The sequence below is a fragment of the Rhizocola hellebori genome, assembly GCF_016862955.1.
Classification (GTDB): domain Bacteria; phylum Actinomycetota; class Actinomycetes; order Mycobacteriales; family Micromonosporaceae; genus Rhizocola; species Rhizocola hellebori.
In genome coordinates this window covers 72,192-96,802 of the sequence record NZ_BONY01000017.1, presented here as the reverse complement: position 1 = coordinate 96,802, position 24,611 = coordinate 72,192, and the positions used below count along the sequence as shown (strand labels likewise).

Genomic DNA, 24,611 nt, shown 5'->3' with positions numbered 1-24,611 from the left:
GGTGACCTATAGGCGTGAGATCGCGTCTCACACCCTGTGAGACGCCGGCCTCACAGCACCCAGCGCACTGCCGCTGACGGCTCGTAGGCGCAGGACCGCCCAGTGGAGATCGACTCGCGCAGGTGCTCGCCCAGCGCGGGATGAGCCCGCTCGATGCGCTTGAGGGTGTCACGTATCCGCGCGGTGACCGCCGAGCGGGCCCGTTCACCGGGGTCGGCGAGTCTGCGCACCCGCCCACCCAGACCGTAGGCAGCTGCCAGCCCGGCCACGAGGGCATCGCGTTCAGCCCGGTACTTGGCAGCGCGGCCGTCATCGTGGGTGGCTTCCGCGGCGTCGATCTCCTCTTCGAGGTCGGCGAGGCGCTGTTTGTAAGCCGCGCGGGCCTGCGCGTCGAGGATCTCGTCGGCGCCGGTGTCCGGATCGGGGCTGCCGTAGAGTTGCAGTGCGCTGATCTGCTGTCCGGGGGCGGCCAGCAGCGCGGCGATGTCATGAAGGCCTTTGGCATCGGCGAGCTGTTTGGTGGTACCCGCAAAAGTCAAAATCCAGATTTCGCTTTGTTTGCGGAACTCGGCCGCGGGCGCTTCGGTCGTGGCTCGAAGCCTTAGCACGCGGTCGTAGAGACCCTCCAGGCCCAGCTCGGCGGCGACATCGGCGGCGGTGGTGAGCATCTGCCGGGCCGACACCGGATCACCCTGGCGTGCAAGCACATTGGCGAGCTCGATGCGTGCTCGGGTGGCGATCGGGCGAGCGCCGAGCCTGTCCGCCAGCGCCATCGCGGCGCGCAGATGCCCGGCAGCGGCTTCAAGGTCGCCCATTGCCTCGGCTGCCAACCCGAGATATAGGTCGACCGGCCCGGGAGCGCATACGGCCCCACCGATCAGCACCATGCAACCGGCGTACTCACGCAGATAGTCATATGTGGCCGGTAGCAGGCTCGGCATTCCGGCGGCCACATCTGCCTCGACTTCGATCGCGGCGCCGGCCAATGCGCGCCACCGGAACCCGCTGACCGGCGGAACAGGCCGCGGCGTGCCCAGCGCGGCGGCGGCAGCGGCAGCATCGCCCTGGGCCAGGTGGCGCATCGCGGACTCCTGCACCGCGTATTCCGGCGGCATCGCAGGGCCGGGGAGCGCCTGCATGGCTTTGCCGGCAGCGACCGCACCGCCTTGGCCCAGAGCGAGCGCGACCAGCTGGGTGACCCAAACGCCATCGCCGTCGGGTTCGCCGATCGCCGCTGCAAGCTCGTGCGCCGCGCTGATCTGGCTGGCGGCCTTGGCCGAATCGCCGGTGAGAATGGTGAAGGCGGCGCGCCTGGACGCGGCCAAATAGGTCAGCCGCGGCTGGCGCGATTGCTCGGCCAGCTCCTCCATCTCCAGAAGGGCCGAGGACGCCAGCGGATCCGCCAGTTCCAGCAACGCGATATGGCGGCCCAGGATCGCATGGAACTGCAAATCGCGATCACCGCCACGAATCGCGGCGTTGGCCATCCGCCCGGCGATCTCCAGGCGCCGCGCCGCCGTCCCCGGACCCCACACGACGTCATACTGAGCGGACAAACAGAACGCAAGCACAGCCGCGTCGCCGCAGGCCTGCGCCGCGGCAACCGCCTCGGTGGCCAGCACCTCAGCGCGACCGAGGTCGGCATCCGGCCCGTCGGCGAGTTCCCGGGCGAGCGCCGCCCGGACCCGGGTGGCCAGCGCCTCACCTGGAGAGGTGGCGTCCAATGCCGACAACGCTCGGCCGAGCAGCTCGATCAACTCGGCGTGGCTGGAACCAGAGCGGACCCCCACTCGATGTAGCGCAAGCGCCGCACAGGCCAGCGTCAGGGCGTCGCCTCCCGAGCGGCGGGCGGCCTCGGTGAGCACCTCTCGGGCCGCATCGGTTTCACCCACCCTCAGCATGGCCTCACCAAGCTCGACCTGCATCCCGGGCGGCACGTTACCGGCCAGCTCGGCCAGCCGCAACGCCTGCTTCCAATGCCGGACCGCCTCCTCGTGTGCCAGCCGCGTGGTGGCGTCGCGGGCCGCCTGCTCCACATTCGCCAAGGCCTCGGCGGGATCCGCCGCGGGCACGGCTCGCGCCCAATGGTGCGCGATGTCGCCTGGGCGGACTTGACCACCAGCCTTCCTGCGGGCTCCCAGCGCACGCGCGACGGCGAGATGGGTTTGGGCGCGGGTGCCCGGATCCAGGTCGGCGTAGGCGGTCTCGCGGAACAGGTCGTGTTCGAACCGGTAGATCCCCACATCGAGGGCGCGCAGTACCCGCGCCGCAACAGCAGGCTGCAAAATGTCCACAATGGATGCCAGGTCCACGTGCGCCGCATCGGCCACCACCGCGGCGTCCACCTCGGCCCCGACAACGGCGGCCACGCGCAGCAGCTCGGCGGTGGGCTGGGGCAGCCGCGCGAAACGCCTGCGGATGGCGTCGCCGACCGCGACCGGCACCGCCTGCGCGTTCGCGCCCGCCGCCAGCAGCCTGCCGACCTGGAGCACGAAGAACGGGTTGCCCCCGGTACGGCCGTGGACGACTTCGGCGACGGGCACACCGTGTTCGCCAACAACCGAGCGCAGCAAGGCGTCAACCTCGGCCGTCGCTAGCCCCTCCAGTGACACCACGTCGGCCATCGCGAGCAGCCCCGCCAGCGGATGCCCGTCCTGCACCTCGATATCCCGGTATGTGCCCAGCAGCAGCACGGGATCGCGCCGCAGCGCCCGGGCGGCGAAGTCCAGCACCCGCAAGGCTCCCGCGTCCGCCCAGTGCAGGTCGTCGAGAACCACCACCAGCGGCGCCGCCTGGGCGGCGGCCCGTAGTCCGGCGACCACCGATGACGCCACCGCGAACCACGCCTGAACGCCGCTGCCGTGCGCGAGCAGACCAGCCAGGTCACCGCCCACCGCGGCCAGGACATCGGGCCACGGCCAGAAGTCAGGCAGCCCCGCGCCGTCGACGCACACACCCCACACAGCACGGGCGCCACGCCCAGCCGCTTCGTCGGCGACGACCTCGGCCAGGGTGGTCTTGCCGATGCCCGGCTCCCCGCCGATCAGGACCAGCCGGCCGCGCGACGCCAGCGCCTCGCTGGCATAGCCGCGCAGCAAGGCAAGCTGGGTCTCCCTTCCCACCAGCTCGGCCATGCTGAGAATTCTGCCGTTCACCGTGACCATTGGCCGGTCGGCGAGCGGATGGAAATCCTTACAGAACGCGGCGCGCTTGTCACGGAGCAGTGGGCTGAGCCGTACCTCTGACTGTGGAAACACCGGTCGTTGAATGTCGCCCTCCGAGCGCGTGCCTCCGCCCATGGCGGGGATCCTGAGACCAACACCGGCCGTCCCAGACCCTGACGCTCAGCACCAGTGAGCCGAAATTAGGAGCAATCAGATTTCCTCGCGGATTTCGGCTTGCGAATGTCTGGCGTAAACAGCGCGTCGTACCGGACAAAGGCGACGTAATCTCGCGGCCAGGGTGCACTGGGGAAGATCTCGGAGCTTGAAGAGCTTGTCGCACGGCGTGAGAATACGTTTCCGCCCTGTACCGAAATCGATGAGCACAGCGACATCGTCCTCAACCCCGATGACCGTGCCGGGGCCGTAGCTGTCGTGGTTCACCCGATCTTGTAGCGCAAACTGGTCCGCCAGTGGGTCAGGCGTCGGAAATCCCCTCGGACACCAAAATTCGTGGAATCACACCATAGAATGTGGTGAATCCTCCCCGCTCACACGCGCTGTCGTCTGTCATAGCATCAGCAATCTCGTCGCGCCAAACGGGTGTCGCCCGTTGGGGTGCACGCCAGTCCGGTGGCGAGGATGGCGGCCGTGAACTCGTCCGTCCGACCCGGCCGTGAGCAGCTGATCGGCGCCCTGATCCCAGGTCCGCTGCATCGCCCGGATCCACCGCGGGCGCCGATCACCGAGCTGCCCGCCGCGAGCTCGGTGGGGAGGGTGAGGTGCTGGCGGTCGCGCGGCTGGACCCGTCCGGGCGGGTGCCGGCCAAGGGTGTGCTCTCCGCGCTGGGCTGGAAGCCTGGGCAGCGCCTGGAAATCACCGCCTGCCGCACCGCCATCCTGATCACCGCAGCCGAAGTAGGCCGTCATGTCGTCGGCGGCCGCGGCGAGGTCGCCGTGCCCGTGGCGGCCCGCCGGTGGTGCGCGATTGCGCCCGGCGCGTTGGTGTTGCTGGCGGCGCTGCCCGCCCGCGCCGTGCTCGTCGTCCATCCGATGAGCACGGTGACCTGCCTGCTGCATCGCGTTCACACTCGACTGCTCAGGGAGCATGATGCGCGCTGACCCGGCCCGGATCGCCATTGCACGTCAGCTGCTGGCCCAGCTCGGTGTCACTCTCGCCGACCTGCAGGAGGATCTGGAGCTGGGGTCGGCGGTGTCGGCGGTGGGCGAGTATATGCCGCAGGTCATCGCCGCCGCCGGGCCGGGAGCCAAGAGCACTTATGGCACCTATTGGGCGCGGATGGCCGCCGCCTTCGGCGACCGGCCGCTGAACACGGTCGCCGCCAGCGACATTGAGGCCCTGCAACGGGATATCACCGCAGCCGCACGGTCGCGGCGCAACAACCGCCACGGTCGGCACGCCGGAGAACACGGGATCGCGGCCGCCCGGGCCTTCTACAACCGGGCCATCGCCGACGGCCTGGTCGGCGCAACGGACAGTCCGGCACATCGGGTGGCCAAGCCCCGACGGCTGCCGTCTACCCGCCGGGCGCTGACCGTAGTTGAGCTTTCGGAGATCAATCTGGCGGCGCGGGCGGGTGGCAACGATCCCGTATTGGAGCGTTGCTGTTGCGGCTGCACACCGAGACGGCCTGCCGGCGCGGTGGCGCGCTCGGCCTGCGGCTGTCCGATCTGGACATCACGTGGGCGCTGGTGCGCCTGGCCGAGAAGGGCGGCACCCTGCGTTGGCAACCGGTCACCACCGATCTGGCCACGGCCCTGGCCTAGCATGCCCGCTGCCGCGGCGCCGTGCTGCCCACCGACGCGCTGTTGCGCCACCGTAACGGAAGCAGGCTGACCAGCCGCCGCTACGACCACCTGTGGCACCGTCTCGGCCTGACGTTGCCATGGGTGGCTGCGCATGGGATTTCCACTCATTGGCTGCGCCACACCACGCTCACCTGGGTGGAACGCCATTTCGGCTACGGTGTGGCCCGCGCCTACGCCGGGCACACCGACTCCACCGGACCGGCCACCACCACCTACATCAAAGCCGACCTACAAGCCGTCGCCACCGCCCTGGCGGCGATGACCGGCCAGCCCCATCCACTTGCCACACCCAGCAGCGAACCTCACCCACGAGATGAACGGAGCGCATCAGCCGCGAAACAACCCCGGATGAGGAAACCAGCTGTGCCATCACGGTTTCGATAAGTTTGCGGTGTCGCGGACACGCCGCGCGATTGGCCGACGCCGGGTAGGGGAAGCGGATCGGTGCACGGGTCGAGATCGACCCGTACCCGTTGCGGTGTGGTGAAGAACGACATTGATGATGGCGGGTCTGAGGCCCGCTTGGCTATCCGCGCAGGGCGGAGGCGAAGATGGCTGGGAGGGCGGCCCAGCGGGGTCGGGCGGCGAATTCGGTTAGCCGGCGGCCGGTGGTGGCGGCGGTGCGGTTGGTGACGAACCACGGCGGTTTCGGTGTGATGCTGAGGGTGCCAGTCAGGATCGAGCGGGGCAACGGCCGGAACGGCCCGTAGACCACTGTCCTTTCCGGACGGTGCAGCAGAAGCGAGTTGTGCACGACGCCGCGGCCGCTCTGGATGTCCTCGAGCGTGTGCCCGGGGAACGCACCCCAGGTGGCACGGGCGGTCAGGTAGCCCACGCCGGTCCAGGCGTTGATGCCGATGGTGCCGTAGCGTAGCCGGGCGATGCACTCGCGCAGCTGAATGCCAAGGCGACGTTGTGTGCGCGGGTCGACGATGAGGTTTGCGCCCAACGTGCCGTGAAGACGGTCATTGGCGACGTCAACGGCGGCGTTGAGGAATTCCAGACCGGTGCCGGGTAGTTCGGCGATGCCCAGGACCGGGCCGAAGTACTCGGTGCCGAAGGCGGATTCGGCGCCGTCGGCGAGGTCGAGCCCCCACAGCATGGTGCGTTGGGCTGTGCCGCCGACGGCGTCGAAGTTCGGATGCGCCTGCCGGGCGCCGGCGACCCTGGCATCACAGCCGGGGTACCAGGCGGCGCGGTCTGGTGCGGCAGCGAACGCGGCGCGCAGCGCCGCGTAGAACTCCTGTTTCTGGGGCCATTGCGCGCTGACGATGACGACCTGTGCGGCGATGCAGTTGAAGCCGCAGTTGTGCAGGCGTTGGGTGGCTATGTGCTCGGCCTGGAAGCGGAGGTCCGCGGCCGACCAGCGGCCGGGCACGACGATGGTGGGTGACACCCCGCCGAGTTCGCTGGTGATCGGCTTGGTCAGGCGCGGGGTTCTGGCGGCCTTGGCCGCGATCCCGGCTTTTCCGAACGAAGGCACCGTGCTGGGTCGGATTAACTGTGGATCGTAATTGATGCCGGATTTGGAGCGCATGGGTCCGCAGCGGTCACCTCAAAACCGCCAACCGTCGTCATTGATCAACTCGAACGACCACGGCGATTGGCGAAGATGTCGTGCTCGAGCAGCGTCCAAAGTAGATCTAGCGTTTCCGCATGCCGAGCACTATCGTTGCTCCACATGAACACGCGCCTTCAGCGCGCGTGCTGGGCGTGGGGGTTCAAGTCCCCCCTCGGACACCAAAATACGTGTAAATACACCGATGATGTAGGTGTATTTCCGCAGTCCGAGGCCTTGTCCGACCCCATTTGGCGCACGCGTGCGGTAGACGACTCGAACGTGCGACGCCCGTTCGGGTATCGGCGTGATCGGCGGCCACGATGACCGACGTGTCCCGACCCGTAACGCCGGTTGCCGAGCGGCTCATCGCCGCGCTCGTGCCTGTCACCGTGCCACCACAGCCCGACCCCGCACCCATGCCGGCACTTCCCGCGCCGCCGATACCGGAGCCCGGGCATGTTCTGCTTGCCACCTGCGTCATCGACCGCTCCGGGCGGATCGGCGCCGCGCCGCTGCTGGCGGCCCTGGCCTGGCAACCCGGCGATCCCGTTGAGGTCGATTTCGTCGGCGGTGTGGTCGTCGTCCGGACTAGGCGCGAGGGCAGGCAGCGTATCGGCTCGCGTGGCGACATCGGTGTTCCTGCGGCTGTCCGTGATTTGTCCGGGCTGCGGCCGGGCCACGAGGTGCTGCTTGCCGCGCTGACCGGTCGTGGCGTCCTCATTGTTCATTGCGCTGCCACGGTTGCCAGGCTCCTGGGCCGGATGCACCGCCGCATCCTGGGAGACCTTCGGTGAGCGCTGATCCCGCCACTGTTGCCGCCGCTCGCCAGCTGCTGGGCCGGCTCGGCATCAGCCCTGCCGATCTGCACGCCGCCGTACCGTCCACAATGGAGGTGCCGACGGTCGCCGAGTACGTGCGCCGGGTGAAGGAGGCGGCAGGTGCTTGCGCCCGCCGCACCTACGGCAGCTACTGGGATCGTATGGCCGCGATGTGGGCGAGCGTCTCATCACGAGCTTCGCCGCCACCGACATCGAGTTTCTCAAGAATCAGTCAGCCGCCGGCGCAGCGTCGCGGCGCAACAGCCGTCACGGCCGGCATGCGGGGAGCACGCGGTGGCTGCGGCTCGGGCTCTGTTCAATTTCGCCGCCGCTGATGGGATCGTCGTGGCGGGTGACAGCCCCGCGCACCGGGTCGCCAAACCACGCCGCTTGCCCAACACCCGCCGCGCCCTGACGGCGGTCGAGCTCGAGCAGATCAATCTTGCGGCCCGTACCAGTGGGAACGATGCCATTCTCGACGCGTTGCTGTTGCGGCTTCATACGGAGACCGCCTGCCGACGTGGCGGCGCGCTGGGCCTGACCTTCGGCGACCTCGACGCGCCACGCGGCCTGATCCGGCTGCGGGAGAAAGGCGAAACCCAACGCTGGCAACCGGTCAGCCTTACCCTGGCCTGTGCGTTGACCGAGCACGCGCGCGAGGGGAGCGGTGACTTTTGGCGATCGGTTGCTGCGCTATCGCGATGGCAACCCGCTGACCAGCCGCCGCTACGACAACCTGTGGAAACGCGTCGGCCAACAGCTGCCGTGGGTCGCTGCGCAAGGTATCTCGACCCACTGGCTGCGCCACACCACCCTGACCTGGGTCGAACGGCACTTCGGCTACGGCATTGCCCGTGCCTACGCCGGTCACACCGACTCCACCGGACCGGCCACCACCACCTACATCAAAGCCGATCTCCACGCCGTAGCCACCGCCCTGGAGGCGATGACCGGTCAGCCGCACCCGCTCGCACTCGCGGGCGAGATACTGGCAGGTCCCCCTCGATTTCGGCTCTGACCGTCATGGGACCGCTATCCAATATGGACAGAAGAAGCTGCACTTTTTTGCGGCCCGGGTGTTCATGCCGATACTCAACCACCGGTCGGTCCCCGACGACGGGGAGTATCAGAGCCCGAATTTCGGTGTAACTTGTGGGGCTCGTTAATCCGATTCGTTGGCTGTGACGTGCGGGTTTGTGCGCGGCAGCCGGGTGACGATGCAGGGCATGTCGGCCTCGTTGGTGTACACGGTCTTGCGCCAAATTCTGCTGATGCTCACCCAGCTTGCCGCGATGGTGGCGCCAAGGACGTCGAGCTGCAGGTGTTGCGGCATCAGGTGGCGGTGCCTCGTCGGTAGGTACACCGCCCTGACTTGCGGGCTGAGGATCGGGTGGTGCTGGCGGCGTTGTCGCGTCTGCTGCCCGACCACGGTGGTCGGCGTTCTTCGTCACGCCGGCTACGTTGCTGCGCGGGCATCGGCAGCTGATCGCCCGGCATTGGACCTTTCCGCATGCGCGGCCTGGCCGGCCGCCGATCGATCGGGAGCTGCGTGAGCTGGTGCTGCGTCTGGCGGCCGAGAATCCGACGTGGGGGCATCGTCGGGTGCAAGGTGAATTGGCTCGTTTGGGCTGCCAGATCGCGGCGAGTACGGTCTGGAAGATCCTGCGCCAGGCCGGGGTGGACCCGGCACCCCGCAGGACCGGACCTACCTGGCAGCAGTTCCTGACCGCCCAGGCACACACGATCCTGGTGGGTGACTTCTTCACCGTCGACACTGTTCTGCTGAAACGGATCTGCGTTCTGTTCTTCATCGAGCTGGCTACCCGTCGGGTCTACGTCGCCGGTGTCACCACGCATCCCACCGGCGCGTGGGTGGCGCAGCAGGCCCGCAATCTCTTGATGGGTTTGGGCAAACGCGCGGACGGGCTGCGGTTTCTGGTGCGTGACCGGGACGCGAAGTTCACCGCCATGTTCGACAGGGTGTTCACCGCCGCTGGTATCGACGTGCTCCGCACACCATCTCAGGTGCCAAGGGCGAACGGCACCTGTCGCGCGTCCTTACCGAGTACGCCGTCCACTACAACGGCCACCGGCCAAACCGATCGCTGGGCCGGCGACCACCCAACCCGCCACCGCAAGTCATGGACCTCGCCGCGGCCCGCGTTCAGCGACGTCCGATCCTCGGCGGGCTGATCAACGACTACACGCAGGCCGCATAACCTAAACCCGATTACGAGCCCCACAGGGCGGGGATCTGCTGCTCGTGCCAGGCGCGCGTTCACCGGCGACGACGAGACGCTTCTGCGCAGCCCTTCGGGGGACGCTGCACTCCGTCCTGGCCCTATTGCTGCTCGTCATCGCCACCATCCGCGCGGTCTACAAGCCCTGCGACATGACGTCCCACGGCCACCGCCAGCAAGCCTGACTCATCGATTCCCGGCTCAAAACCAGCCTCTCAAGCGCTCCGATCCACCATATCGCATACCCCCGGCGGGTATGCGATAGCTCACACTCCGGGCGGTTGATACCCCCAGGGGGTAGGGGTAGGTTGTGGTGGAGGAGGTGATCGCGATGGGCAACTACACCGGAGGCGAGAAGAAGGCCGACAATCTGGCCCGGCTGCGCCGGATCGAGGGTCAGGTCCGTGGCCTGCAGCGCATGGTCGAGGCCGATACCTACTGCATCGATGTGCTGACCCAAGTCTCGGCGGCCACGAAGGCGTTGCAGTCGTTCGCGCTGGAGCTGCTGGGCGAGCACATGGCCACCTGTGTGGTCACAGCTGCTGCCCAAGGTGGTGCGGAAGCCGACGAAAAGATCAAAGAAGCGTCCGACGCGATCGCCCGGCTTGTGCGGTCCTAGTGCGTGAAGGAGACATCATCATGACTATTACGGCCTATACCGTTTCCGGCATGACCTGTGGCCACTGCGTCAACGCGGTCTCATCCGAGCTCGGCAAACTGCCCGGTGTCCGCGACGTTCAGGTCGACCTCGCGACCGGGACCGTAACGGTCGACAGCGAAACGCTGCTCGACGACTCCGCAGTCGCAGCGGCGGTCGATGAGGCCGGATACCAGGTGGTGACCACACCATGAAGGCCCCACTCAAGCTCAGCCTGTACGGCCTGGGCCTGCTCCTGATCTTCGCGGCGGCGCTGGGCGCCGGCCGCCTGGCCGGTCCCACCGGCCTGGCTTCCGAGGAGGTAGACATGAACGGCGATGGCCACAACCAGGGCCACCAATCACCGACACCCCAAGCGGCACCGCCGATTCCCGGTGGCGTGCAGATCGCCCAGGACGGCTACCGCCTCGACCTGGCATCGACCACCCTGTCGAGCACTGGCACCCATCCGTTGACCTTCAGCGTGATAGGCCCTGACGGCAAACCCGTTACCAGCTTCACCGCCGCGCACGAGAAGGACCTGCACCTGATTGTCGTGCGCCGCGACCTGACCGGTTTTCAGCACCTGCACCCGGTGCTGGGCGATGGCGGCGTCTGGTCGGTGCCACTGACGGTCGACCGTCCGGGCGCCTACCGCGTGTTTGCCGATTTCCGGCCGGCCGCCCACGACAAGGGTCTGATCCTCGGCGCGGACGCCACTGCACCCGGCGATTACCAGCCACGTCCGCTAGCGCCACCAAGCCGCACCACCACCGTGGATGATTACACGGTCACCTTGGATGGCGACCTCGTGCCGGGTACCTCGTCGAAACTGACTCTGACTGTCAGCAAGGACGGACGGCCGGTCACCGACCTTCAGCCGTACCTGGGGGCGTTCGGGCACCTCGTCGCGCTGCGCGACGGTGATCTGGCCTACCTGCATGTGCATCCCGAAGAGTCCAAGATAGCAAGACCACAGATCGTGTTCTACGCCGAAGTTCCCAGCAGCGGCGGCTACGGGCTGTTCCTGGATTTCCAGCACCAGGGCATCGTGCGCACCGCTGCGTTCACCGCCGCGACGCACGGCACCACCGCACCCGCGGCCAGCCCGACCCCTGCGCCGTCGGCGTCCGGGCACGGACACAACTAGGAGGCCCGCCATGGCAACCGCGACGCAGCCACTGCGCGTGGCCGCCCAGCAGATCGAGCTGGCAATCGGTGGGATGACCTGCGCCTCATGCGCGGCTCGGATCGAGAAGAAACTCAACAAGCTCGACGGGGTCACCGCCACCGTCAACTACGCCACCGAAAGGGCGTCTGTCACCTTCCCCAACACGGTGACACCGCAGGATCTGGTGCGCACCGTCGAGGCCACCGGCTACACCGCCGCCCTGCCCAAGCCGCCCAACGAAAACGACATTGCTGAGCCCACCGATGAGCTGAGTTCCTTGCGTACCAGGCTGATCGTCTCGGTCGCGCTGTCGATACCGGTCATCGCCATGGCGATGATCCCCGCTCTCCAATTCGCCAACTGGCAGTGGCTTTCGCTCACCCTGGCCGCACCTGTGATCGTCTACGGAGGGTGGCCGTTCCACAAAGCAACCTGGGCCAACGTGCGCCACGGCGCGGCCACCATGGACACCCTCATCTCCGTCGGCACCCTGGCGGCGTTCGGCTGGTCGCTATGGGCGCTGTTCTTCGGCACCGCCGGGCAGCCCGGCATGACCCATCCCTTCCGGTTCGCCATCGAGCGAAGCGATGGCGCCGGCAACATCTATCTCGAAGTCGCCGCCGGCGTCACCATGTTCATCCTCGCCGGGCGGTTCTTCGAAGCACGCTCCAAGCGCCGGGCTGGCGCGGCGCTGCGCGCACTGCTTGAACTCGGCGCCAAAGACGTCTCGGTCCTGCGCGGTGGCACCGAAACCCGGATCCCGGTCAGCGATCTGGTGGTGGGTGACCGGTTCGTGGTCCGCCCTGGGGAGAAGATCGCCACCGACGGCATCATCGAAGACGGCATCTCAGCGGTGGACAACTCCATGGTCACCGGCGAGTCCGTACCCGTGGATGCCAAGCCAGGCGACCGAGTCGTCGGCGCCACAGTAAATCTCAGCGGCCGTCTCATCGTCACCGCGGAGCGGGTGGGGGCGGACACGCAGCTGGCGCAGATGGCCAAACTCGTCGAGCAGGCTCAGACCGGCAAGGCCGCCGTGCAGCGTCTCGCCGACCGGATCTCGGCCGTGTTCGTGCCGATCGTGATCGCGCTCGCCGTTGCCACGCTTGGATTCTGGCTCGGTACCGGCAATGGCGTTGCCGCGGCGTTCACCGCTGCGGTCGCTGTGCTGATCATCGCCTGCCCTTGTGCGCTGGGCCTGGCCACCCCTACCGCTCTTTTGGTGGGTACCGGCCGTGGCGCGCAGATGGGCATCCTCATCAAAGGCCCTGAGGTTCTGGAGTCCACCAAGACCGTGGACACCATCGTGCTGGACAAGACCGGCACCGTCACCACCGGCCGGATGACCCTACACACGGTGGTGAGCGACGGCGCCGACCGCGCGGAGGTGCTGCGGATGTCCGGTGCCCTCGAAGCGGCCTCGGAACACCCGATCGCCCAGGCGGTCGCGGAGGCTGCCAAAGCCGAAGGCGGGCTGCCAGAGGTGACCGATTTCTCCAATGTGGAGGGCCTCGGCGTTGCGGGAACCGTTGACGGCAAACATGTCGTCGTGGGCCGGCCCAAGCTGCTGGCCGGGCATGGCCTACAGCCATCGGATGCGATCGCCCAGGCGCTGCAGGAAGCGGAAGCCAAGGGGCACACCGCTGTTCTGGCCGGATGGGACGGCAAGGTCCGCGCGGTGCTCGCGGTGGCCGATGCGGTCAAGCCGACCAGCAAGCAGGCCATCGCACGGCTGCGTGACCTGGGTTTGACACCGGTGCTGCTCACCGGGGACAACACCACGGTCGCCCGTGCGATCGCCGCAGAGGTAGGCATCGACGAGGTGATCGCCGAGGTCCTGCCGCAGGAAAAGGTCGACGTCATCAAACGGCTTCAGGCACAAGGCAAAATAGTGGCGATGGCCGGGGACGGGGTCAACGACGCCGCCGCGCTCGCCCAAGCCGACCTCGGCCTGGCCATGGGCACCGGCACCGACGTAGCCATCGAGGCATCCGACCTGACGCTCGTCCGCGGCGACCTGAACGCAGCCGTGGACGCGATCCGGTTGTCCCGCACAACCTTGGGCACTATCAAGGGCAACCTGTTCTGGGCCTTCGCCTACAACATCGCCGCTCTACCCTTGGCCGCCCTGGGCCTGCTCAACCCGATGATCGCCGGACTGGCGATGGCGCTGTCGTCGGTGTTCGTGGTGTCCAACAGCCTGCGGCTACGCCGTTTCCGCTCCGTCGCAGCAGCATGAGCCCTGGCCCGTGGGCATCGCGGTGGTGACGGTTTGGCCTTTCTGCGAGCCTTCCAGCAGCCGCACCCGCACGTCGCCGCACTTCTGATCCGGGGCGCTTGAGTTCGGGGTCCAAGCCTTCGGTGCCTGCTGGGAGCGGGCAGGGCTGCTCGTGGATCGAGACCAATGACTGTGCTCGCCATCGAGGTGACTTCCGTGCAGGTGGGTCGCAGCCCGGCCCACCCGCCACGCAGGACTGGTGAAGAACGGCCCAGGGCCCCTCGACCTGATCTTGTTCATGGTGTCACCCGACGCTAGATCCGAGATGCGGTCGCGGTTGACAATGCGCTGACCTGCAAGTAGAGGATCCTTCGTGCATTTGACAGCTCCTTATGAAAGTCGTAGCTTTCGTTAGTGGCGACTTTCAAAGCGCATGAGGGTTGGGAAGCGCTGGGGGATCCCAGCCGCTTCGCGATCGTGCAGTGCCTGGCTGAGCGGCCGCGAGATGTCGGGGAGCTGGCCAGTGAACTTCCCATCACCCGGCAGGCCGTGTCGCAGCATCTGACGGTGCTCAAGGGGGCCGGGCTCGTCACCGCTGAGGCGGTGGGAACGCGCCGGGTCTACCGGTTGAACCCCGCGGGCGTGGCGGCCTTAAAAGATCAGCTCGACACTTTCTGGCGTCGTGCGCTGGACGGTTATCAGAACATCGTCGGGGACAAGAAAGAGGAGAGTTCATGACGCAGGCAGATGCTGCGGTGGTGCGTCGGCAGATCATGGTCGAGGCACCGATAGAGGAGGCGTTCACCGTGTTCACCGACCGGTTCGGCGACTTCAAACCGGCCGAGCACAACATGTTGGCGGTGCCGATCGCCGAGACCGTGTTCGAGCCCAAGGTGGGCGGACACATTTTCGACCGTGGCACAGATGGCAGTGAGTGCCGGTGGGCGCGCATCCTTGCCTACGACCCGCCCCACCGCGTGGTGTTCAGCTGGGACATCGGCCCCACCTGGCAGGTCGAGGCCGACCCCGACCTCACCAGCGAAGTCGACGTGACCTTCACCGCCGAGGCTGCGGATCGTACGCGCGTCGACCTCGAACACCGCTACATCGACCGGCATGGCCCGGGCTGGGAATCGGTGCGCGACGGCGTTGCCCACGACCAGGGCTGGCCGCTGTACCTCGACCGGTACGCCGCGCTCTTTGACAAGGGGTAGACGATGACAGCAATCGTGACGAAGATCAAGGTCGAACGGTCGGCGGCGGACGTGTTCAACTACGCCACTGACCCGACACGGTTCAAGGAGTGGCAACAGGGCGTCGTCGACGGGCGGATGGACACCGACGCCGCGCCCGAGGTGGGAACCCGATGCGTGACCACCCGGCGAATCGGCGGCGCGAACCGATCCAGCGTCTCCACCGTCACCCGCATCGACCCACCGAAGGTGTGGGGCGTACGAGGCATCGACGGACCCATCCGCGCCATCGTCGATCTTACCGTGAAGCCGTTGACCGCCAACAGTTCCGAGCTGACCATCAGCGTCGACTTCACCGGCCACGGCATCGGCAAGGTCCTCGTGCCGTTGATGGTGCGACCCCAGTCGCGCAAGGAAATGCCGAGCAATCTGGTCGCGCTAAAGCGGCACCTCGAAAGCCGCTAACGGTGGTGCAAACACGCGCCGCGATCATCTCGGAAAGCAGAGCGAGGGATCGCGGCGCGTGCCTTGCGAACTACCCCTACTCCGGCGCCACACGATGCAGCCGGTTCTCAGTGTAGGGCTCGAAGTCCTTGCCGGGCGCAGCCAGCTCGAACTGCTCGATGAACTCCTCAGGACCGAGGAAGGTGTAGGTCTCACGGGCACGCCAGCCGTCCGGAATGTTCTCGATCGCTTCGGTCACAAACACGATCTTCGCGTCTGCGACCACCTCGGCGATGTACTGGTTCACGAAACCTTCGACGTGGAACTGCCGTAGCACGAACAGTTTGCGGGTCTTGTCCCAGCTGAAGAAGCCCAAGTCCTCATGCAACTCGCCCTCTGGATGGCGTTCTGTCGGCGCCCACTTCGAGGTGCTCGCCACCTTCATGAACTTGCCGCAACCCAAGCCGGGCTCAACGCATCATCCGATCCAATTACGCAACAGCGCCCGCGTCATACCAGGTGACCACCAAATCGGTTTCCTTTGGAACCGAAGCTCATGACGGCGGACGCAGTGATACCCTCGCCCGGCTGAACCGAAGCACGCTTGGCGCCAACAGGCACACTCGCGATGGACGGGGGGTCCGATCTCGACATCATGAGCTTTGCCGCCACCCGCGTTGGTGGAACGAGCTTGCCGGACAGTTCACCCCTCGATCTTTGCAAGGCTCCATTGAACCTGCATGGCCATCGCGAGCGCCCACTCGGCGATCTCCGCCGACCTGAGCGACGCCTTCGCCGAGTCCTTATTGGCCCTCGTTGCCAGGATCGCCATAATCAAGCGCTCTACGCGATCGACGACGCTCAGTTGATGGTAGACCCGGGACATAAATGCCTTGAGGCGCGCTGTCGTGACCTGCCGCGCGCCTCCTGGCATTCGAACGAATTGGCTACCTCGCCCCCGCTGCCACCGGCTGGAGTTCCAGGTGCAGCGCTTCGGCGGTGATGCTTTCGAGCTGTCGATGCCTGGTTTCCGGGCCGAAGATTAGCAGGACGATCCCAGCCAATACCATGGGAATCAGGCCTAGCGCAGCCGTCATTCGGACCGACGGTGCAGCCGCGGCAACGATAACGACGAGGAACAGGATGGCAACTCCGCCGGTCTTCGTCGCGCCGGCGGACATACCGCTGCCACGCGCCCGCACGACGGTGGGATAGACCTCGGCCGTGTAAGCCGCCAGGACACTGTTAAGAAGGCTGATACCCCAGATCGGGATCACCAGCAGCACATAAAGCAGCGTGGAGTTTTCCACGACGCTGTCGCCGAGGAACGCGAACGTCCCCAATGATCCAGCCATCAACACAGTCACACCGAGTACCGTCTTTTTGGTGCTCCAGAAGCCGTACAGGAGAGCGACCGGAAGGCTGAAGGGAAACCCCAAGAGCGCCGCGTTGCGCAGGATCGACGTTGAGTGAACTGCCGAGAATCCCAGATGCTGCAGGTTCGACGGCATCCATTGCTGGAACCCGTACTGCGTCATGCCGATGCTCAACGCCAGCAGGATGATGGCTGCGGATAGCCCTAAGAAGTTTCGGGTGAACAGCTGGCTGATCCCGCCTTTCAGATGCTGCTCCACCGCCAGGTCTGATTCCTCGTCCGATTCGATGATCGCTGCCCCATAGCGAGCCATCACGGCTCGCGCCTCCTCGTCTCTTCCCTGTTGGAGAAGGAAGCGAGGGGACTCCGGCATCCATCGGTTGAGCAGGATGAGGAGAAGCCCCGAAGGCAATCCGACGAGCCATAGCATCCGCCATCCGAACCGATCCGGGGCAGCTATGGTGGATGCCAGCCAGCTGACGATGATGTAGGCGCCCGCAATGTCGCTTCCAATCAGCACCATGAGCCAACTTCGATGGCGCTTGGGAATTGTCTCCGACATAAGTGCGAATGTGATCGGGAGCATCCCGCCCACACCGACTCCCATGAAGAAGCAAGATACGAGATTCAGCCAGTATTCGGGCATCGTGCCGCATGTCGTGGTGGCGATGAAGAGGATCGCGGAAAGCAGGATCGATGCCCGGCGGCCAATACGGTCGCCGAACCAGCCCCATAGGAATGAGCCGATCATCGTGCCGGTGATGCCAATCAACGGATACAGCGCCACAGGGAGATTGGGCGAGTGAGGGTTGAGCGGTCCGCGTAGGTTGTATTCGACTGCGGCGCCTGGGGCGATGAATGCCAGCGAGGTCGACTTCATGACGTCGATCGTGATCGCCGCCGCAAGCACCAGCAGCAATGCGACGTGCGCCTTGCTAATTTTTGTGTCGTCGAGAGAACCGATCTTGATTTTGCTGACTCGTTGGGCACGCTCGGTCTTCTTGGGAATGATGGCTACCACGACCAAAGCGACGCCAACGCCGATCAGCAACATGCCGACGTTCATGTACCACGTCAGTGGCATGCCCACCATATGGAAGTGATCGTGCCTTGCTGTCCAGTACATAGGCAGCTGCATGAGGACGCCCACGGTCGTGACAAGCACTCCAGCCCAGAACAGTGCAGGATGCTCGTAGGAGATTCCGTTGTTTTTGCGCCCTGCCTTCGGCTTTGGGCTCGGGTTCGACCGATCCCAAGCCCGTGTGGTCTGAGGAATCGTAGGCATGTCTTAGCACAGCCAATTTAGGATCGCGCGCCAAGCGCCACTTCTCTGACCGATACAGAGCCATTACAACTGGCTCCTCTGCAGGATCGGCGCTCAAGGTCGAACCGGAGTGGACCCGATTCACCAGGAGTTTTGTCAATTCCCTTCTGGTCTCGGATTTCGGGCCACGGCTGAGTCGATGGGGCGACCCTAGACTCAACCCGAGTAAGGATTTACGACGACGAATTGGAGGACATGATGGTCGAAATGACAAGGCGTGGGCTCATGCGGCTAGCTGTCCTAGGGCTCTCATCAAGCTTCGTACCGCTTGTCGCGGCGTGCGATGAGTCGGATATGCGCGGCATGGACATGCCGACTGGTGATGGCACTGCGGCCTCTGCGGGAGACATGACGATCAAATCGAATACGCTTTCACTGGCGGGGGGTTCCGACAGCGACTTCGTATTCCAAGTTATCAAGGATCGCAAGCCGTTCACGAGCTTTGTCCCTGATATGACGAAGCTTATGCATTGCTACGCGGTGCGATCAGACCTCACTGGCTACCAGCATGTGCACCCGACCATGGCCGAGGACGGCACCTGGACCGCGCGTTTGGCTCCGATGCGCGCCGGCACGTGGCGCTTCTATGCAGCGTTCAAGACAAAGACATTTGAGCATGACCTCGGTTATGTTCTGGGGCAGCAATTTGAGGTCACGGGGGCGGCTGACGCCGACCGGCCGCTTCCGGCACCCGCGGACACTCTGGAGGTAGATGGTTACGAGCTGAAGTTCGGCTCGACAAGCTTCTCTTCCGACATGTCGAAGGAGCAAATGCTGGAAGTAACAGTCAGCCGCAACGGGGCCAAAGTGGCCGACTTGGAACAGTACCTGGGTAGCTACGCGCATCTAACCGCGATCCGGGCCAGTGATATGTCGTTCGCGCATATGCACCCGATGGAAGGCCTCAATACCATGTCGGATGGTCCGTCTTTCAGCCTCGATGCCATGTTCCCGGCGGCAGGCAGCTGGCGTCTGTTCCTCCAGTTCCAAACCCAAGGGACACTTCACCTCTCTGAGACGACGGTGACGGTCGTCTGACCCTCTCACGAAAGCCTGGCAGCGAGCGCGGCGTGCGGACGCCGGGATATGCGAAGGTGTCCCGCATTGCGTTGCCTTCCAGGGTCAGCTGCGATGGGGAGCCGCACCGACACATTGGGACCACCTAACGCGGCCCGGCGGATTTCCGGCGGGCCGCGTCGTGCCATGTTGTCACTGCGAGGTTCGGGAGGATCCCCACGGGCGCTTCGGGCCGAGTGCTATCGGCGAGGGCGCGCTACCGCTCCATTCCAGATTCATCGCCGAGACCGACTGCGGCATCTAATTCCGACGCCGGTCGGCCGCGTCCACCATGAACAAGATGATCGCGATGAGGAACAGGATGGCCGCCGCGGCGCAGGGAATGGTGGACACCATGAGGAGCAGGATGACCAATCCCGATTCGCCTGAAGTGCTGTCGGTCGAGAACACGAACGGCAAGATCCACATTGCTAAGGTGATGAAGGAGCAGACCACCGCAGCGATGAGCGTGCCCATAGCGCCACGATAGTTGGCCCGCCGGCCCGGGCTGCGGGTCAGCGGGGTGCCGGGCTGAATCGGTGGCAGCGGTGGAATGTCCATTGTCAGTCCTCCTATCGGTAAGGGCCATCGAGGCTACGTTTTGGTGCCTCAAGCATCCCTGTCCGCCAGGTTGGCCGCATGAGTGGCTGAACTCAGCCCGTCTGAGTTCAGCCACTCATGCGGGTCGCGCTTCGCCGCGGATCAGCTTCTCGAGCGAGCACTTCCGGGTGCACGCGTGTCCGGCTCGGCAATGAGGCCGAGCCGGACGTTGGACGAGTTGCCAGTGTTGGTGATGCCAGTTCAGTTGACCCCCACCATCTGCCGGACCTTCTTCGAGTCCTGGCTTGGAGGAGACGCGTCGATAGCTGACTCGGACAGGCCGGACGGGCTGTAGAGCAGACCTCGGCGCCATGCGCTCCTCTCGAATAGGCGATGCACTGGTGTGGCTACGAAGGTGGTCACGATGGTCATGATGGAGAGGATCGTATAAAGCGCAGGGGTGACCAGACCTGCGTTGAGACCGATGTTGAGCAGGATCAGCTCCATCAGGCCGCGGGCGTTGGCCAACGCTCCCATGGAGCCGGCTTCGCGCCAGCTCATGCCCTGGGCTTTCGCGGCCAGCCCGACCGCGGCGAACTTGCCGATGAACGAGATGACCAGCACCGCGACCGTCAGCAACAGGATCTTCGAATCGAAAATGAGGCTGAGCTTAGTGTTTAGCCCGGAGTAGATGAAGAACGCCGGGAGCAACAGATAGGCAGTGATCGGCTCGAGCCGTTCGCGCAGCAGTGTGATGAGCTTGCCGCGTGGCATCACGGTGCCGAGGACGAACGCACCGAACACGGAGTAGATCCCGACGTAGTCGGTGAACCACGCACCGATCAGTAGAGCCAGTAGCGTGATTGTCAGGGGTCCGGTCGGCAAGGTCTCTTCCGAACCGGTCTTCTCTTGCACCCAGGTCTCTAGGCGGCGCAAGACCTTACGGCCGATGGTCAGCATGAAGACCAGGTATGCGAGCCCGCCGCCGATGGCGAGGAAAGCACCGGTCATGCTTCCCCTGCTGGTTGCGACTACTGTGGCCAGCAGGATCCAGGCGCAGGCGTCATCGGCTGCGGCGCAGGACAATGCCATGGTGCCGACCCGGGTGTTGAGCAGGCCCGAGTCGTAGACGATCCAAGCCAGCATAGGAAAGGCGGTAATGGCTACGGCGGAGGCGAGAAATAGCCCGCCCTGCCATGGTGCCACCTTTGCGGTGAACAGCCCGGTGCCGCTGGTGACCAGCCACCAGCCCACCACGCCACCAAGAACGAGCGGAACGCCCACGCCTGCAATGGATGTCCCGGCCGCCTGGCGAAGGTGTTTGGTGAAGATGTCCACCTTGAATGCCGTGCCCACCAGGAACATGTAGAGGATCAGGCCGAGCTGACCCACGACGTAGATGACGGTGAGCGACGGGTGAGGGATGGTAACCCCGTCGGAGAGCGACAGCTTGATGGGGAAGAGCCAATCCGAGGCGGTCGGCGAAATCAGCCCAAGAAGGGACGGCCCAAGGAAGAATCCGGCCACCATGATGGCGACCACCTGCACCTGGCCCAGCTTCTTGAAGACGGGCCACAGCAGCCGATAGGTCCCCAGAATCACTGCCATCTGGAGAAAGAAGTGTAACGTGAGGTCCAGTAGACTTGGCATGTTTATATGAAGTCATCTATACGGGATCGTCAGCAAGTTCCGCTATCGCGAACCCAAAGGTGCCATTGACGGTGCCATTTCGGCCAAAGCTTCTTTCACACGCCCGCGTGCGCGAGGCTCGGGGCTTGCGCTATAAGAACTCGCCGCCGCAGGTAGAACCACCACGTCGCGGCCAGGCAAACAGCATACAAAGCGGCGAACCAGGTGAACGCGGCACCGATCCCGCCCGTCGCAGCGATGGACTGGCTGATTGCGCGGGGCAGGTAGAAGCCGCCGAGGGCACCCACAGCGCCCGCGACACCAAGAGCGGTAGCGGATTCACGGCGCGCCGTCGGCAGGTCCGGCGACTGCGCCGCGAAGATCGCTGGAATCATGCGGTAGGTCGAGCCGTTGGCGGTGCCGGCGGCGGTGAACAGCAACCAGAACGAGGCGAGGAAGAAGCCGAGGTGCCGGTCGGCAGCGGAGGTCACGACGCCATAGGAGCCCAAACCCATGGCGACAAAACAGGCCGCGGTAACCCTTGCGCCGCCGACTTTGTCGGACAGCCACCCACCGCCGGGCCGAGCCAGTGAGCCGATCAGCGGACCGGTGAAGGCAAGCGAGAAAGCGGTCGGGAATTGGAGCTTCAACACCAAAGGGAAGGTGGCGCTGTACCCGAGAAAGGATCCGAATGTCCCGACATAGAGAATTGACATCACCCAGGTGTGCTTGCGTTTAAGCGTGGCGAACTGGGCTTTGAGCGGCGTGCGGGCCACGGCGAGATTGTTCATGAACGCGTATGCGCAGACGGCGGCGCCGACGATGAGCGGGAGCCATATGAGGCCGCCGTAGACCAGTCCAGCGGAGAGCACGAGCGGGACGAAGAACTGCATTGTCGAGATGCCCGTGTTACCGCCGGCGGCGTTGAGCCCTAGCGCGGTGCCCTTCTCACGCTCGGGATAGAAGAACGAGATGTTGGTCATCGAGGAGGCGAAGTTGCCACCGCCCAAACCCGCGGCCGCCGCGCAGGCGAGCACCGCCCAGTAGGGTGGCCGGGCGGTGACCGCGAAGATGAGGCTGGCGACTGGGATGAGCAGCAGCAGCGCGCTGATGACGGTCCAATTCCGTCCGCCGAAACGTGTCACAGCGAACGTGTAGGGCAGGCGCATCAGCGCGCCGACCAGATTGGGCAGGGCGACGAGCCAGAACTTTTGGTCCACCGAGTAAGGAAAGAGCGCGGGTGGCAGGGCAACGACCACCACGCTCCACAGAGTCCATACGGAGAAGCCGACGTGCTCGGCGAAGATCGAGGCGATCAGGTTCCGCCGGGCGATCCGTTGGCCGGTGGTCGCCCAGAATTCTTTGTCCTCAGGGTCCCAATTGGTAAGCGAATACGAAGTCATGGCCGGAACGTACAAAGCGACTGCCCTCGCGGGCAAAGGCCACTCCCCGGCCGCAAAAGGTGCCAAATTCCTGCTACGACTCGACCTCGTATTGGTCGTAGCGTGCGAAAAGGTCTGCCCACTCCTGGCGAGTGACGTCGCGACCGGTGGCGACGATCGCTGCGATCTCCTCGAAGTAGCCTTCCCGTGGCGCTCCGGGAGCGAAAAGAAGCAGCATGGAGGCGGCGGCGCCCGAGTTGTTGCTGAAGCCGTGGATCCCGCCTGGCGGCACGTAGTAGAAACTGCCCGGCGTCGCTTGGATCCAGGTGCGGCCGTTGTAGAGAGTTACGGTGCCATCGAGAATGAAGAACGATTCGGCGAAGGTACGGTGGAAATGCCCGCCGGGCAGGTTGTCGCTGGGTGGTGTAGGTGCCATGTCCCATCGGTAGAAGCCGAAGCGCCCTTCGGTTGTGGCTCCGGTGGCCAGATAACTCACCATGGTTTTGGTGCCCAAGGCAAGCTCCGGCGCGACATCCGTGGCCCGGAAGGAGGCACTGAATTCACCATGATCGCCCAGGTATGTCAAAGACGGATACGACATGCTTCCATGCTATGGGGCATGGTGTGCCGGCTGGGAGTTCCGCTTATGAGATATGTCAGTGGACCAATTACCTCCGTGCCGGTCCGAGCCCATCGCGGTTTCGGTAAACTACGTAGGGCCGGGTGAGGTAGCCGACGGGCGCGCTGAAGGCGTGCACCAGGCGGGTGAACGGCCAAACGGCCAGCAGTGCGAAGGCCGTCAGCACATGTGCCTGTAAGTTGGTGGGGACGGTAGCCATCAGGTCGATGTCAGGGCGCAGCAGGAAGATCGAGCGAAGCCAGGGCGACACGGTTTCCCGGTAGTCGTAGCCGTCGCCGATCGTGTTGGCGCGCACGGTGGCCAGCAGCCCCAGCGCCAGGGTAGCGGCGAGTACGGCGTACATCATGTGGTCGTTGGTGGTGGTGGCTTTGAGCACCGGGCGCACCAGCCAGCGTCGGCACAGCAGGACGGCCAGTCCTGCGACGGTGCAGATGCCGGAGACAGTGCCGAGGAAAACCGCCATCAGATGGTAGGTGTGGTTGCTGATTCCTACGGCCTCGGTCCACACCTTGGGGATCAGCAACCCCGTAGCATGTCCGCCGAGGACGAGTAGTAGTCCAAAGTGGAACATTGGGGACCCCCAGCGAAGTGTCGCCGACTCATACAGCTGCGAAGAGCGGGTGGTCCAGCCGTACCTGTCGTAGCGGTAGCGCCAGGCGATGCCCAAAGCGAAGGTAAGAATTGAGGCGTAGGGCAGCACCGCCCACAATATGATGTTCACTGGCGGCCGCCGGTAGGAAGCGCGAACGGTTGCAGCCCAACCTGCTCGCGTTGCGGGCCGGAGCGGGCCAGCGTGATCGCGGCAGCCAGGTCGCTGGCGGCGGCTGGTGGCAGTGTGGCGAGGATCGCCACTATCGCCTGCCCGTAGGGGGAGCTGGCGAGAGACTGGGCGAGCAGGTCGAGACCGACCCGGTAGCGGCGCAGCAGCGCCCATCCGGGCTCGCCGGCCTGAGCCGCCAGCTCGAGTACTGCGGGGAGAAAGTCGGGCAGTTCACCGTCGGGCGGCTGGAAGCCGGCCTCCCGGTAGGCCATGGCGAACTCCACCAGCTGGGTGCCGCGGTTGCGGGTATCACCGGCGGTGTAGTAGCTCAGGTAGAGGCAGTGCCTGCGGTGTGTGTCGAACAGATCGACGTATTCGGCGGACAGCTTGACAGGGTCTGCGCAGCGGTGGGCGGCAAGTGCTTGTAGCGGGCGGGCCAGCGTCTTGGGCAGCTCGGCGAGGGCTTCGCGCACAGCGGGCAGCATGTCAGAGGCGTCTTCGTCGGGGTAGCGCAGCAGCAGTGAGGCAGCCTGAGCCGCGATGGCATGCGCGGTCTGACTCGCGGTCGGCTGGGTGGTGGCGCTCATACTGGCTCCTTGCGTGGCGGGAACAGGCCTTCGGGGCGATCGTTGC

The 24,611-nt window shown here is 65.4% G+C and carries 27 protein-coding genes; 14 read left to right on the top strand and 13 right to left on the bottom strand.

From position 1 onward, the window contains the following. Window positions 1-50: 50 nt before the first annotated feature. The gene (locus Rhe02_RS16280; RefSeq protein ID WP_203909074.1) at window positions 51-3,134 is read right to left on the bottom strand and encodes an ATP-binding protein; all 3,084 of its coding nucleotides are present in this window, start codon (window positions 3,132-3,134) and stop codon (window positions 51-53) included. Window positions 3,135-3,943: 809 nt separating this feature from the next. Here Rhe02_RS16280 and Rhe02_RS16275 point away from each other — a divergent pair. The 3 genes from Rhe02_RS16275 to Rhe02_RS16265 all read left to right on the top strand — a co-directional run bounded on the left by Rhe02_RS16275 (window position 3,944) and on the right by Rhe02_RS16265 (window position 5,374). Next, window positions 3,944-4,282: a hypothetical protein gene (locus Rhe02_RS16275; protein WP_203909073.1), complete on the top strand. Its 339-nt coding sequence runs from the start codon at window positions 3,944-3,946 to the stop codon at window positions 4,280-4,282. A 507-nt stretch (window positions 4,283-4,789) separates the two neighbouring features. Further along, on the top strand, window positions 4,790-4,948 hold the full coding sequence (locus tag Rhe02_RS16270) for a hypothetical protein (protein WP_203909072.1): 159 nt from the start codon (window positions 4,790-4,792) through the stop codon (window positions 4,946-4,948). Between the two features lie 21 nt (window positions 4,949-4,969). After that, window positions 4,970-5,374, top strand: a complete 405-nt coding sequence (locus Rhe02_RS16265; protein WP_203909071.1) for a site-specific integrase — start codon at window positions 4,970-4,972, stop codon at window positions 5,372-5,374. Window positions 5,375-5,516: 142 nt separating this feature from the next. Here Rhe02_RS16265 and Rhe02_RS16260 read toward each other — a convergent pair whose 3' ends face one another. Next, window positions 5,517-6,473 (bottom strand): aldehyde dehydrogenase family protein, encoded by a 957-nt coding sequence (locus Rhe02_RS16260; RefSeq protein WP_239123865.1) that lies wholly within the window; start codon window positions 6,471-6,473, stop codon window positions 5,517-5,519. A gap of 407 nt (window positions 6,474-6,880) precedes the next feature. Between Rhe02_RS16260 and Rhe02_RS16255 the strand changes: the two genes are divergently transcribed. After that, on the top strand, window positions 6,881-7,345 hold the full coding sequence (locus Rhe02_RS16255) for a hypothetical protein (protein WP_203909069.1): 465 nt from the start codon (window positions 6,881-6,883) through the stop codon (window positions 7,343-7,345). A 291-nt stretch (window positions 7,346-7,636) separates the two neighbouring features. Here Rhe02_RS16255 and Rhe02_RS49815 read toward each other — a convergent pair whose 3' ends face one another. Beyond that, window positions 7,637-8,020, bottom strand: coding sequence for a hypothetical protein (locus tag Rhe02_RS49815; RefSeq protein WP_239123864.1), 384 nt, complete (start codon window positions 8,018-8,020; stop codon window positions 7,637-7,639). A 16-nt stretch (window positions 8,021-8,036) separates the two neighbouring features. Between Rhe02_RS49815 and Rhe02_RS49810 the strand changes: the two genes are divergently transcribed. Continuing rightward, window positions 8,037-8,387 (top strand): site-specific integrase, encoded by a 351-nt coding sequence (locus tag Rhe02_RS49810; protein WP_239123863.1) that lies wholly within the window; start codon window positions 8,037-8,039, stop codon window positions 8,385-8,387. 144 nt (window positions 8,388-8,531) lie between these two features. Here Rhe02_RS49810 and Rhe02_RS16240 read toward each other — a convergent pair whose 3' ends face one another. Further along, window positions 8,532-8,702, bottom strand: a complete 171-nt coding sequence (locus tag Rhe02_RS16240) for a hypothetical protein (protein ID WP_203909143.1) — start codon at window positions 8,700-8,702, stop codon at window positions 8,532-8,534. Between the two features lie 128 nt (window positions 8,703-8,830). Here Rhe02_RS16240 and Rhe02_RS16235 point away from each other — a divergent pair, with 128 nt between their 5' ends. The 8 genes from Rhe02_RS16235 to Rhe02_RS16200 all read left to right on the top strand — a co-directional run bounded on the left by Rhe02_RS16235 (window position 8,831) and on the right by Rhe02_RS16200 (window position 15,293). Beyond that, window positions 8,831-9,562 (top strand): helix-turn-helix domain-containing protein, encoded by a 732-nt coding sequence (locus tag Rhe02_RS16235; protein ID WP_239123862.1) that lies wholly within the window; start codon window positions 8,831-8,833, stop codon window positions 9,560-9,562. Window positions 9,563-9,940: 378 nt separating this feature from the next. Next, the gene (locus tag Rhe02_RS16230; RefSeq protein ID WP_203909139.1) at window positions 9,941-10,228 is read left to right on the top strand and encodes a metal-sensitive transcriptional regulator; all 288 of its coding nucleotides are present in this window, start codon (window positions 9,941-9,943) and stop codon (window positions 10,226-10,228) included. A 20-nt stretch (window positions 10,229-10,248) separates the two neighbouring features. Then, on the top strand, window positions 10,249-10,461 hold the full coding sequence (locus tag Rhe02_RS16225) for a heavy-metal-associated domain-containing protein (RefSeq protein ID WP_203909067.1): 213 nt from the start codon (window positions 10,249-10,251) through the stop codon (window positions 10,459-10,461). Continuing rightward, the gene (locus tag Rhe02_RS16220) at window positions 10,458-11,396 is read left to right on the top strand and encodes a DUF8832 domain-containing protein (RefSeq protein WP_203909066.1); all 939 of its coding nucleotides are present in this window, start codon (window positions 10,458-10,460) and stop codon (window positions 11,394-11,396) included. Before Rhe02_RS16225 ends, Rhe02_RS16220 begins: the two co-directional genes overlap by 4 nt. A gap of 10 nt (window positions 11,397-11,406) precedes the next feature. After that, window positions 11,407-13,656, top strand: coding sequence for a heavy metal translocating P-type ATPase (locus Rhe02_RS16215; protein ID WP_203909065.1), 2,250 nt, complete (start codon window positions 11,407-11,409; stop codon window positions 13,654-13,656). A gap of 393 nt (window positions 13,657-14,049) precedes the next feature. Continuing rightward, window positions 14,050-14,373 carry an ArsR/SmtB family transcription factor gene (locus Rhe02_RS16210; protein WP_203909064.1) on the top strand — a complete coding sequence of 108 codons (324 nt, stop codon included), beginning with the start codon at window positions 14,050-14,052 and terminating at the stop codon, window positions 14,371-14,373. Further along, the gene (locus Rhe02_RS16205) at window positions 14,370-14,849 is read left to right on the top strand and encodes an SRPBCC family protein (RefSeq protein WP_203909063.1); all 480 of its coding nucleotides are present in this window, start codon (window positions 14,370-14,372) and stop codon (window positions 14,847-14,849) included. Before Rhe02_RS16210 ends, Rhe02_RS16205 begins: the two co-directional genes overlap by 4 nt. Window positions 14,850-14,852: 3 nt before the next feature. Beyond that, window positions 14,853-15,293: an SRPBCC family protein gene (locus Rhe02_RS16200; RefSeq protein ID WP_203909062.1), complete on the top strand. Its 441-nt coding sequence runs from the start codon at window positions 14,853-14,855 to the stop codon at window positions 15,291-15,293. Between the two features lie 76 nt (window positions 15,294-15,369). Here the strand turns inward: Rhe02_RS16200 and Rhe02_RS16195 are convergent, their stop codons facing one another. From Rhe02_RS16195 to Rhe02_RS16185, 3 genes are all read right to left on the bottom strand, one after another. Then, window positions 15,370-15,711, bottom strand: a complete 342-nt coding sequence (locus Rhe02_RS16195; RefSeq protein ID WP_203909061.1) for a hypothetical protein — start codon at window positions 15,709-15,711, stop codon at window positions 15,370-15,372. A 264-nt stretch (window positions 15,712-15,975) separates the two neighbouring features. After that, entirely contained in the window at window positions 15,976-16,158 is a 183-nt protein-coding gene (locus tag Rhe02_RS16190; RefSeq protein ID WP_203909060.1) for a hypothetical protein, read from the bottom strand. A gap of 61 nt (window positions 16,159-16,219) precedes the next feature. Continuing rightward, complete coding sequence (locus Rhe02_RS16185) at window positions 16,220-17,773, bottom strand: MFS transporter (protein WP_203909059.1); 1,554 nt, start codon at window positions 17,771-17,773, stop codon at window positions 16,220-16,222. Between the two features lie 492 nt (window positions 17,774-18,265). On the opposite strand from Rhe02_RS16185, the gene Rhe02_RS16180 reads away from it, so the two are divergent. Continuing rightward, window positions 18,266-19,009: a DUF8832 domain-containing protein gene (locus tag Rhe02_RS16180; RefSeq protein ID WP_203909058.1), complete on the top strand. Its 744-nt coding sequence runs from the start codon at window positions 18,266-18,268 to the stop codon at window positions 19,007-19,009. Between the two features lie 279 nt (window positions 19,010-19,288). On the opposite strand, the gene Rhe02_RS16175 is transcribed toward Rhe02_RS16180, so the two are convergent. The 6 genes from Rhe02_RS16175 to narJ form a co-directional block, all read right to left on the bottom strand. Further along, entirely contained in the window at window positions 19,289-19,504 is a 216-nt protein-coding gene (locus Rhe02_RS16175; protein ID WP_203909057.1) for a hypothetical protein, read from the bottom strand. Window positions 19,505-19,828: 324 nt separating this feature from the next. Further along, a complete protein-coding gene (locus Rhe02_RS16170; protein WP_203909056.1) occupies window positions 19,829-21,175 on the bottom strand; it encodes a cation:proton antiporter in 1,347 nt (448 codons plus the stop codon). A 137-nt stretch (window positions 21,176-21,312) separates the two neighbouring features. Next, window positions 21,313-22,599: an MFS transporter gene (locus tag Rhe02_RS16165; protein WP_203909055.1), complete on the bottom strand. Its 1,287-nt coding sequence runs from the start codon at window positions 22,597-22,599 to the stop codon at window positions 21,313-21,315. A gap of 73 nt (window positions 22,600-22,672) precedes the next feature. Further along, window positions 22,673-23,179, bottom strand: a complete 507-nt coding sequence (locus tag Rhe02_RS16160) for a cupin domain-containing protein (RefSeq protein WP_239123861.1) — start codon at window positions 23,177-23,179, stop codon at window positions 22,673-22,675. 67 nt (window positions 23,180-23,246) lie between these two features. Continuing rightward, window positions 23,247-23,939, bottom strand: a complete 693-nt coding sequence (narI, locus tag Rhe02_RS16155) for a respiratory nitrate reductase subunit gamma (RefSeq protein WP_203909054.1) — start codon at window positions 23,937-23,939, stop codon at window positions 23,247-23,249. Next, window positions 23,936-24,565, bottom strand: coding sequence for a nitrate reductase molybdenum cofactor assembly chaperone (narJ, locus tag Rhe02_RS16150; RefSeq protein ID WP_203909053.1), 630 nt, complete (start codon window positions 24,563-24,565; stop codon window positions 23,936-23,938). Before narJ ends, narI begins: the two co-directional genes overlap by 4 nt. Window positions 24,566-24,611: the final 46 nt, after the last annotated feature.